This window comes from Pueribacillus theae, assembly GCF_003097615.1.
In the GTDB taxonomy this organism is placed as follows: domain Bacteria; phylum Bacillota; class Bacilli; order Bacillales; family UBA6769; genus Pueribacillus; species Pueribacillus theae.
On sequence record NZ_QCZG01000071.1, the window covers coordinates 1 to 8,711 of the forward strand.

Sequence of the window (8,711 nt, forward strand, 5' to 3'; positions counted from 1 at the left end):
TTAATAGATGGCTTGTTTTCCTATGCCCTCTTTTTCAGTGGTTGCCCGTAGGAGTTATTTCAGACTTATCCTCCTTTGAACTTGCCTCATTTTTGCTATTATTGATAATGTATGTATTAACGCTTTTTAAATCTTTTCGGATTTGTCACGTAACCCTCAATAATATAACCGCATTTGCTGCAGATCGTATACATGATATTCGAACCTAAGATGCCGCCAACCGGAGTCATTGCACTGTAGCCTGAATGCCTTCCTTGTCCAAGCTCGCGGCTCCCGCATTTTGGACACTCATCGACTTTTCCTTGATTATTCATCATTCATGTCCTCCCAGAAATTAAATAAACCTCCCGCCACTAGGCCCGCTGCCTAGGGACGAGAGGTTAACCCGCGGTTCCACCCTAATTGATGCATATCTTATGCATCCACTTTAAGACTCATTCCATAACTCGGGACTGCCGTTTCGCTGATCCGTTCTCCAGGCTCCCACCATCCCTGGATCGCTAAATTGTTGAACCTCAACTTGAAGAGGGAAGCAGCTACTATTGTCCTTCATCGTATGTTCTTTTGAATAACTTAGAACTAATATTAACAAACTTTTTGAAACGTAAACAAGTAAATCGTGAACATTTTTTGAACAATTTGCGACAAAGTTCTTTTTCTAAAAATGAATCAGCCACATTTCTACAAGAATCATCAATAATGCCATCGAAGCGATGGCAGCCATTTTCTTCAGAATCTTGTTTTCTTCAGACTTGATCCCACTTACAGAAGCCCCAAGCAATACACGGGATGGGGAAGCCATCGTCATATGCCCCGAACTTGCATTTTGGCTGTTCGCTAACCATTCCGGTGATACACCTAAATAATTTGCGGTTTGAACTTGCAGTTTAATAAACATCGCATTGGAGCCTGTGTTGCTTCCTGTTAAAAAACCGCCAATTCCACCAATAATGGGTGAAAGCAGAACAAAAGCGGCTCCAAGCTTTTCTGCTCCTGCTTCAGCAAGCAAAGTCGTCATCCCTGAGCTTGACATGACTTCTGCCATGGCGACAAAGCCCAACATCGATAGATTGACAGGCACCCATTGTTTTACCGTTCCTTTGAATGATTTTTTTACTGTTTGAAAACGTATATTAAAGAAAATAATGGCGAATAGACACGTAATCAATAAGAAGAAGCCTGGTGAATAAAGCATTGGCAACCGGAAATCATATGCCTCCCATTCAAAAACAGCATGCGTATTCAACCAATTTTCAAAAACAGGAACTAATCTTGAAAGAAAAAGCATTCCAGTTAAAACGATATACGGGCTTAACGCTTTCATAAGGCTGTCCTTTTTATCGACGGAAGCAGCCACTTCCGTTTCTATTTTTTCGCCGAAGCGGATAAAGAGCATTTCGATCGAAAGGGCAGCGAGCGAAGCAAAAACTCCTGCAAGTTCAACACTGACATAGGCGCTAAAAAACCAAGTGGCACCAAAAAGTGCTCCAGATACTAAAAGAATTTCAAGCCATTTTTTCTTAATTTCCTTACATCCGCCGACAAGATAAACCGTAACAATTGTAAAGTATAAAAAAATTGGCATGCTCAATAAGGCAGTGCCTGCACCTAGAGAATGCAGCGATAGATTCGTAAGATTTGCTCCGATGACCGTCCCTGTTGACAAGGCTCCCCATGGAACAACTGTCAAACTTACGAGCGATAAGACAGCCGCTTTGAAACGGTCAAATCCCAATGCAATCAAAATCGGCGCGATAACGATGACAGCGATCCCGAAACCACTAACGGATTCGACCAATGGCGAAAACGCAATCACAAGAATAAGCGCCTGTCTTGCAGGATCCTTCGTGGAAACAGAGATATGGGAAGCAATGGTTTGGATTAATCCTGCTTCATTCATCAGATGAAAAAGCCAAATTCCGAATAAAAGCACATACGCAACGATAAAAGTCAAAAGCAGCCCTTCTACGGTCGCATGAAAAAGAGATGTGACCCCCAGTGAAAAACCGGGGGTAAAAAATGCAACAGCAACCGCAATAATATAGGACATTAATCCAGCGGTTACCGAACTTTGTTTCAAGATGAAAAGTAAAATAAAAATCACGATAACCGGCAATAAAGCCAAACCAATATTCATTACCTACACCTACTTTTAAATATCAGACAATCGGGAATGAGTGCGAAAGAGGATTAGACAGAATTCTCCTCCCTATCCTATCCACATTTGTTTATATGTTCAATTTCCATTTTTTACATCTATAATTGATTTTTTATCTATAAATCTAATGATTAGGTTTATAATGATAGAAATAACCTATTATTCTACGGAATGGAGGAAGTCCGATGGAATTGAAGCAATTGGAATACTTTATTGTGCTTTGCCGTGAACTGCATTTTACCCGCGCCGCCGAGAAACTTGGCATCGCCCAACCCTCATTAAGCCAGCAAATTCGTTTGCTCGAACACGAAATCGGCACCCCCTTATTTGATCGAATCGGCAAAAAAACGGTGATTACCGAAGCGGGGAGAACGTTGCTGCAGCATGGCTACAATGTATTTCATGAACTCTCACAGGCACGTGCTGCGATTAGCGAACTACAGGGATTAGAAAGAGGCACATTGAAAATCGGCGCGCTTCTGACGGTTGTCAATTACTTGCTTCCACCAACGGTAATCAGGTTCCACCGCAGTTATCCAAATATCGAGTTATCTGTACTCGGTCTGAGGACAGGGGATATTTACGATGGGCTTCTGCAAAACGAACTTGATTTGGGTGTTGTATTTTTACCGATGGAACACGATGATCTGGAGACAATCCCGCTCTATAACGAAAATCTTGCCCTTGCAGCTCCAGCAGATCATCCAGTGGCCAAGGAACCTTTTGTGACCCTTGATATTTTAAAAGAAGTTCCATCTGTTCTATTGCCGAGTACATACTTTATTCGGCAACTGGTTAATGAAAAGTGTCGATCGTTTGAATTCGCACCTAAACCGGTGATTGAAATGACGACGATAGAATCGATTATCAATATGGTTAGCAATGGCGTTGGTGTTACGATTCTATCTGAAGCTTATCTTAATTATCTCGATAATAAGCAAATTCGTATCATCCCCATTCAAAACCCGGTACTCACTACGCAAATTGGGATCGTTTATCGGAAGAACAAATATTTGTGTGCGGCCAGCCGTGTGTTTTTGGAACAATTGATCAATACTGTCAAAAATGAACGTTTTGATTCATGCATCTCAAGCGCGATAGAAACCATATCTATTGACAGCCCTTCTTTCCAGTGATAAGTTTCATTCTTGTCCATCTTCATTCGTCTACATAGATAAACAAAAGATAAACAAAAAACAAGTAAGGAGGCACCAGCACCTCCTTCTTTTTCATTATCCTTTTTTTACATCTTCAAGACTTGCTCCATAATTAATATGGTATACGTTTCCGTCAATCACCAAGGCAGGAACTGACTGAATACCGGCTTTCTTCGCTTCTTCGATACGATTTCGATCGTTACCGAGATGTACGATTTCTGTATTGACTTTTGACTTATCAAGATATCTAAGCACGACTTGTTCAGCATCTACGCAAACTGGGCAACCGGCGTGATAAAAAACTGCTTTTGTCATTACACCCAACTCCTTTAAAATTCATTTCACATCATATATCGATTATAGAAGCCATGATACACCATAATCAATTACAGATTTCTAATCGTTATCATAGGAAAACAGAATGAATTTGTTTCTCATTTCCCCATATAGTTAGAGGAGAGTATTTTTCTGAAATAAGGGAGGATGGGCATGCAATATTATTATGGCCAACAAATGCCACTGCGTGTTTTGGATGAGGCTGAGTTCTGGAAAATGCAGGAAGAAGAGCATACCGTTGTCATTCGAGAGGCTCTTCCAAATTTAGAGAAAAAATATGTCGATGTACTGAAAGAATGGGAGCAAGCCCTGTCGGTAACTCATCAAAAAGTCGTGAGCTATGTAGAAACGGTAAATCGCAGCCAATATGTTTATGCAGAACTCCAGCAGCAGGTGAACCAACTTGTAACATTTTGCTTACAGGAGAGTATGCAATTTATTGAGCTGTTACGTCAAATTAAAGTTCATAGTTCAGTGGCTAAAGATAATCTGACAGCCAAAACGATCCTCGATCATATCATTAGAGAATCAGAATACTTTATCGGCATTGCACGCGTTATTTTATATGGACATAATCATGCGTAAAGGCTCGAAGAGAAAAGCGTCAGCATTTGCTGCCGCTTTTTTCATTTAATGCCATTGAATGGTAGTGTGTGTTAAACTATTTTTAATCATTTTTGTAAAGGAGGGGCTCGATTGAAAATCTTTTTATCTTCCTTGCAATGGGCCGCCTTCATATTAGTCGGTTCAATTGTTGCTCCCATTGTAATCGGTGTAGAATTTGGATTGTCTACAATTGAAATTGCCGCTTTCCTGCAGCGGACACTTTTTGTTCTGGGCTGTGCCGCCCTATTGCAAGTTTTATTTGGACATCACCTGCCAGTCGCCGAGGGGCCTGCCGGACTTTGGTGGGGAATTTTTATTGTATACGCCGGTTTGGCTTCTTCAGGGGCACTTACAGAGGTTGCTGCCCTCAGGCAGCTTGAGGCGACAATGCTTATAAGCGGAATTCTCTTTATACTGATCGGGCTTTTTCGGGGGGTCGATAAAATTAAAAGACTATTTACCCCTCTTGTGACCGGCACTTTTTTAATTTTGCTCGTCGCACAGCTTGGCGGGTCATTTGTAAAAGGCGTAATTGGTGTTGGCTATTTAACAGATTCCGTTGAGCCAAAGATTGCGATACCTGCCATCATAATATTAGTTACAACAATCTTGCTTTCAAGAAGCCGCTATTCCTTTATACGAAGCTATTCCATTTTAATGAGCTTAGGCATTGGATGGCTTTTGTTTTATTTGCTAGGTTTGACAAAGCCGCTAGAAAAACATTCCGGCGTCCTTGCACTTCCAAAGATATTCGCATTCGGCATTCCCGATTTCACGGCCGGTACAGTGATAACCGCTGCGATAACGACAATGCTTCTACTCACAAATTTAATTGCCAGCGTTTCGGTTATTGAGAATGTCATTCGAAATCAAACGGGTGCAACATCAATTCAAAATTTTAACCGTTCCAGCTTCTGGGCAGGAATCAACCAGGGATTGAGTGGCTTGTTTGGTGCAGTTGGTCCAGTTCCCCTCTCGGCAACCGCCGGGTTTTTGTTGACAACACGAACTGTGGAGAAATTGCCATTTATATTAGCCAACGCATTGATTATCATAATCAGCTTCTTTCCTGCTTTTACATCAATTGCAGCTAACATCCCGTCACCTGTTGGATATGCCGTCATTTTTATTACGATTGCAAGCTTAGCTTCTCTTGGAATAAAAGAATACCATTCTTTGGAATTGACAGAACGGGAATTGTTTATTATCTCGTTGTCGCTTATGGTTGGCATCGGATGCCTTTTCATCCCTTCGGCCGCGATCACACATTTGCCGAATGTTGTCATGCTGCTTGCAAATAATGGACTTATTCTCGGTACTGTCGTTTGCATCTTACTCGAACAGCTATTTAAAATAAAAGAAAGGATTCAAAATGAAAAAGAATAATAAAACTTACGCGTTGCATTAGGACTTGCCCTTGATAATATTGTAATTGGAATTGCAGTCGGAATAGCGGTTGGTTTAGGAATTGAGGTAAGCAATAAGAAAAATAAAGGAAGGTGACAAGAGAATGGTTACACTTAGCATTCTCGATCAATCCCCTGTCGCACAAGGTTCAAATGCAAAAGAAGCGTTGCAGCGTACGGTAAAACTTGCGCAGGCAGCTGAAAATTTAGGCTATAAACGCTTTTGGGTATCTGAACACCATGATGCCAGATCACTCGCTGGTTCCACACCTGAAGTATTGATTGCCCACCTCGCTGCCATGACGAAAAATATCCGTGTCGGCTCCGGCGGTGTCATGCTCCCCCATTACAGTGCATATAAAGTCGCTGAAAACTTTCGTATGCTTGAAGCACTATATCCAAACCGGATTGATCTTGGCGTTGGGAGAGCGCCTGGCGGCATGCCAAGAGCAACATTGGCCCTGCAGGAAGGAAGATTGCAACGTGCGGATTATCCGAAGCAAATTGACGATCTGATGGCATACATAACAGATACTGTGCCGGAGGACCACCGTTTCCCAGGTCTAAAAGCCACTCCCCTCATTGACACTGTTCCTGAAATGTGGCTTCTTGGCTCAACGAACGGAAGTGCCTCCATCGCAGCGCATAAGGGAACCGCATTTTCGTTTGCCCAGTTTATTAACGGTGACGGTGGAGTAGAGGCGGTACGGGCGTACAAACAGCATTTCAAGCCATCGATTTTATTAGACAAGCCAAAAACAAGTGTTGCGATTTTTGTTTATTGTGCAGAAACCGATGAAAAGGCTGACTTAATTGCATCCAGCCTTGATTTATCACTCCTCTTCGCCGCAAACGGCCAACGCTCAGGAGGCACCCCAACGATTGAAATGGCACAATCTTACGAGTATAATTCTTACGAAAGGGCTTTTATACAAGAAAACCGAAAACGAATGATTGTCGGAAGCCCAAAAACTGTAAAAGAAAAAATTGAATCGCTTGCGGCTGCATACGATACTGACGAGATTATCGCAGTCACAACGACACATCAATTTGAACACAGGCTTCGTTCATATGAATTGCTCGCAGACACTTTTGGACTAAAAACTCGAACAATCGAAAAATAGGATAGAACAGTTCTTTAATGGTTGGCCTTTATTAGACTGTTTATATTTCGTTTTCGCGCAAACATTTAATTCCTGTTACAGCATTCCTTCTCTTTGGAGGGTCGGTTTGGGGGTTCAGCCAAGAGAAATTTTTTTCACAAAATTCCTCCATTACATTAATAGACGATACTAACTTCATTTGTCTCAAAGAAAGGAAGAAAACCAGTCTTTGGGTGGCAGTTAACATACTCCAACTCTAAGTCCTTGGATTGCAATACAGAGACTTCATGCCATAAAGAGAGATCAACATTAAAATTATGCCTTTTTAACATTTCAGCAAAGGTTCCAAACAGGGCTTTATGGGTTGCGTGTTCATGGGTCCACCGTTCTAAATGGTAAAGCGATTGAAAATAACCAATGACACTCGTTTTTTCTAGTCGTTTTCCGTCCGAATCAATCTCTTGTATTAACCTCGCACTAATGCAACCGGTATCGTCTGGATGATTTTCTAAAAAACGATGTGCCTTATTCAGTGCCGGCTGGATTAAATTTAGATAGGTTTTCTTCTGTTCTTCACTACAATGTGACCAATCTTGGGCGGTTCTAATCAAACAAAGATTATTAGGCGCCATGACTTTTATCCGTTTTCCGAAAGTTTCTTTCTCTTTCAATATAAGTTTGTTTCCATACTCGCCTTTCAAATCGCTGCTAGCTGATACAGGTATACGATCTCGCATCGAGCCCCAGTATGCATGAGTCTTCGTCTCTTCAAGCGATGTAAAATTTGTTACACCGCTATCATTGTTGTTTCTAGAGTGGATTGTTTCAAAATGGGTTATTGGAATGGTTGCAACTTCACTAAAAAAGCCGACCTCGCTATGTTTGTCAATAAGGTTTCCTGAACACCATTTTTGAACGTGAGGGTGATTAAGCCAAGCTTGGTAATTTTGGGGATTTTTCCAATAAGCCATAAACAAATGATTGTGATATGATTCTGAATCTACGAAAACTGAAAGATCGAAGTGATTAGGCCCGTTTGGAAGCTGAAAACTTTCTGTAATCGTTTTAACGTATTGAAGAGATTGATTTTTTTCTTTTACTTGTATCCCAAACTGTGCAAAAATAATATGAGTGGCATCAGAAGAAAAAGTTGTTGTCCAAGCAGTTAGTGACATGGATTATAACCTCCTTTATTAGTTAATAATGTAGCATGAATATTCAGGAAATTGAACTGTAATATGTAATGTTTTGAGTATCATTTGATTTTATTCAATAAAATCGGTAAACTTTTTTAAAAACTGGACTTCTTTTGCAGAAACGGTTTGAATGCCTGACCGTAGTTTAAATTGTCTTCCAAACGATGGTCCGAATACGTAAAAAAATCAAAGGAGTGTAATAAATGAGCGAAGCACACCATAAAAATGAATTAAAAAAACGACTAACGAAAATGCAATATGAAGTAACGCAAAATGACGCGACTGAACCGCCATTCCGCAATGAATATTGGGATAATACGAGAGAGGGCATTTATGTAGACATCGTTTCAGGCGAACCGCTTTTCTCCTCAAAAGATCAATATGATGCTGGCTGCGGCTGGCCCAGCTTTACAAAGCCACTAAAAAAAGAAGAGGTCTATGAAAAAGAAGACTTCAGCCACGGAATGCATCGAATTGAAGTAAGAAGCCAAAAAGCGAATTCCCATCTCGGCCATGTGTTTCCTGACGGTCCCGTTGATAAAGGCGGACTCCGTTATTGCATCAATTCTGCCTCTCTACGATTCATTCCAAAAGAAGACCTGGAAAAAGAAGGATATGGCGAGTATTTAGACTTGTTTCAATAAGAAGAAATTGGGTATAATATAAGTAGAGAATCATAAATTAAATCAAAACCACCCGTGTGAACGGGTGGTTTGCTCTACGGCTGAAAGCCTTTGTTACTGGCCAGC

The 8,711-nt window shown here is 41.0% G+C and carries 9 protein-coding genes; 5 read left to right on the forward strand and 4 right to left on the reverse strand.

Translation table 11 applies throughout. The features are described from left to right. Nucleotides 1-116 precede the first annotated feature (116 nt). Complete coding sequence (locus tag DCC39_RS18115) at nt 117-317, reverse strand: transcription initiation factor TFIIIB (RefSeq protein ID WP_338066574.1); 201 nt, start codon at nt 315-317, stop codon at nt 117-119. 341 nt (nt 318-658) lie between these two features. Beyond that, a complete protein-coding gene (locus DCC39_RS18120; protein ID WP_116556292.1) occupies nt 659-2,137 on the reverse strand; it encodes an L-lactate permease in 1,479 nt (492 codons plus the stop codon). 206 nt (nt 2,138-2,343) lie between these two features. Here DCC39_RS18120 and DCC39_RS18125 point away from each other — a divergent pair, with 206 nt between their 5' ends. After that, entirely contained in the window at nt 2,344-3,294 is a 951-nt protein-coding gene (locus DCC39_RS18125; RefSeq protein WP_116556293.1) for a LysR family transcriptional regulator, read from the forward strand. A 96-nt stretch (nt 3,295-3,390) separates the two neighbouring features. On the opposite strand, the gene DCC39_RS18130 is transcribed toward DCC39_RS18125, so the two are convergent. Beyond that, nucleotides 3,391-3,630, reverse strand: coding sequence for a glutaredoxin family protein (locus tag DCC39_RS18130; RefSeq protein ID WP_116556294.1), 240 nt, complete (start codon nt 3,628-3,630; stop codon nt 3,391-3,393). A gap of 174 nt (nt 3,631-3,804) precedes the next feature. Between DCC39_RS18130 and DCC39_RS18135 the strand changes: the two genes are divergently transcribed. From DCC39_RS18135 to DCC39_RS18145, 3 genes are all read left to right on the forward strand, one after another. Continuing rightward, entirely contained in the window at nt 3,805-4,236 is a 432-nt protein-coding gene (locus tag DCC39_RS18135; RefSeq protein ID WP_116556295.1) for a DUF2935 domain-containing protein, read from the forward strand. A gap of 111 nt (nt 4,237-4,347) precedes the next feature. Further along, nucleotides 4,348-5,643: a purine/pyrimidine permease gene (locus DCC39_RS18140; RefSeq protein WP_116556296.1), complete on the forward strand. Its 1,296-nt coding sequence runs from the start codon at nt 4,348-4,350 to the stop codon at nt 5,641-5,643. 124 nt (nt 5,644-5,767) lie between these two features. Further along, the gene (locus DCC39_RS18145; protein WP_116556297.1) at nt 5,768-6,787 is read left to right on the forward strand and encodes an LLM class flavin-dependent oxidoreductase; all 1,020 of its coding nucleotides are present in this window, start codon (nt 5,768-5,770) and stop codon (nt 6,785-6,787) included. Between the two features lie 155 nt (nt 6,788-6,942). Here DCC39_RS18145 and DCC39_RS18150 read toward each other — a convergent pair whose 3' ends face one another. Beyond that, nucleotides 6,943-7,941, reverse strand: a complete 999-nt coding sequence (locus DCC39_RS18150) for a phenylacetaldoxime dehydratase family protein (protein ID WP_116556298.1) — start codon at nt 7,939-7,941, stop codon at nt 6,943-6,945. 224 nt (nt 7,942-8,165) lie between these two features. On the opposite strand from DCC39_RS18150, the gene msrB reads away from it, so the two are divergent. Further along, a complete protein-coding gene (gene msrB, locus DCC39_RS18155; protein WP_116556299.1) occupies nt 8,166-8,606 on the forward strand; it encodes a peptide-methionine (R)-S-oxide reductase MsrB in 441 nt (146 codons plus the stop codon). Nucleotides 8,607-8,711 lie beyond the last annotated feature (105 nt).

What these genes read in the sequence shown, in the direction of transcription:
- DCC39_RS18125 (WP_116556293.1), top strand. Translation starts at nt 2,344, where the DNA reads ATGGAATTGAAGCAATTGGAATACTTTATTGTGCTTTGCCGTGAACTG.
- DCC39_RS18135 (WP_116556295.1), top strand. Translation starts at nt 3,805, where the DNA reads ATGCAATATTATTATGGCCAACAAATGCCACTGCGTGTTTTGGATGAG.
- DCC39_RS18130 (WP_116556294.1), bottom strand. Translation starts at nt 3,630, where the DNA reads ATGACAAAAGCAGTTTTTTATCACGCCGGTTGCCCAGTTTGCGTAGAT.
- msrB (WP_116556299.1), top strand. Translation starts at nt 8,166, where the DNA reads ATGAGCGAAGCACACCATAAAAATGAATTAAAAAAACGACTAACGAAA.
- DCC39_RS18150 (WP_116556298.1), bottom strand. Translation starts at nt 7,941, where the DNA reads ATGTCACTAACTGCTTGGACAACAACTTTTTCTTCTGATGCCACTCAT.
- DCC39_RS18115 (WP_338066574.1), bottom strand. Translation starts at nt 317, where the DNA reads ATGATGAATAATCAAGGAAAAGTCGATGAGTGTCCAAAATGCGGGAGC.
- DCC39_RS18120 (WP_116556292.1), bottom strand. Translation starts at nt 2,137, where the DNA reads ATGAATATTGGTTTGGCTTTATTGCCGGTTATCGTGATTTTTATTTTA.
- DCC39_RS18145 (WP_116556297.1), top strand. Translation starts at nt 5,768, where the DNA reads ATGGTTACACTTAGCATTCTCGATCAATCCCCTGTCGCACAAGGTTCA.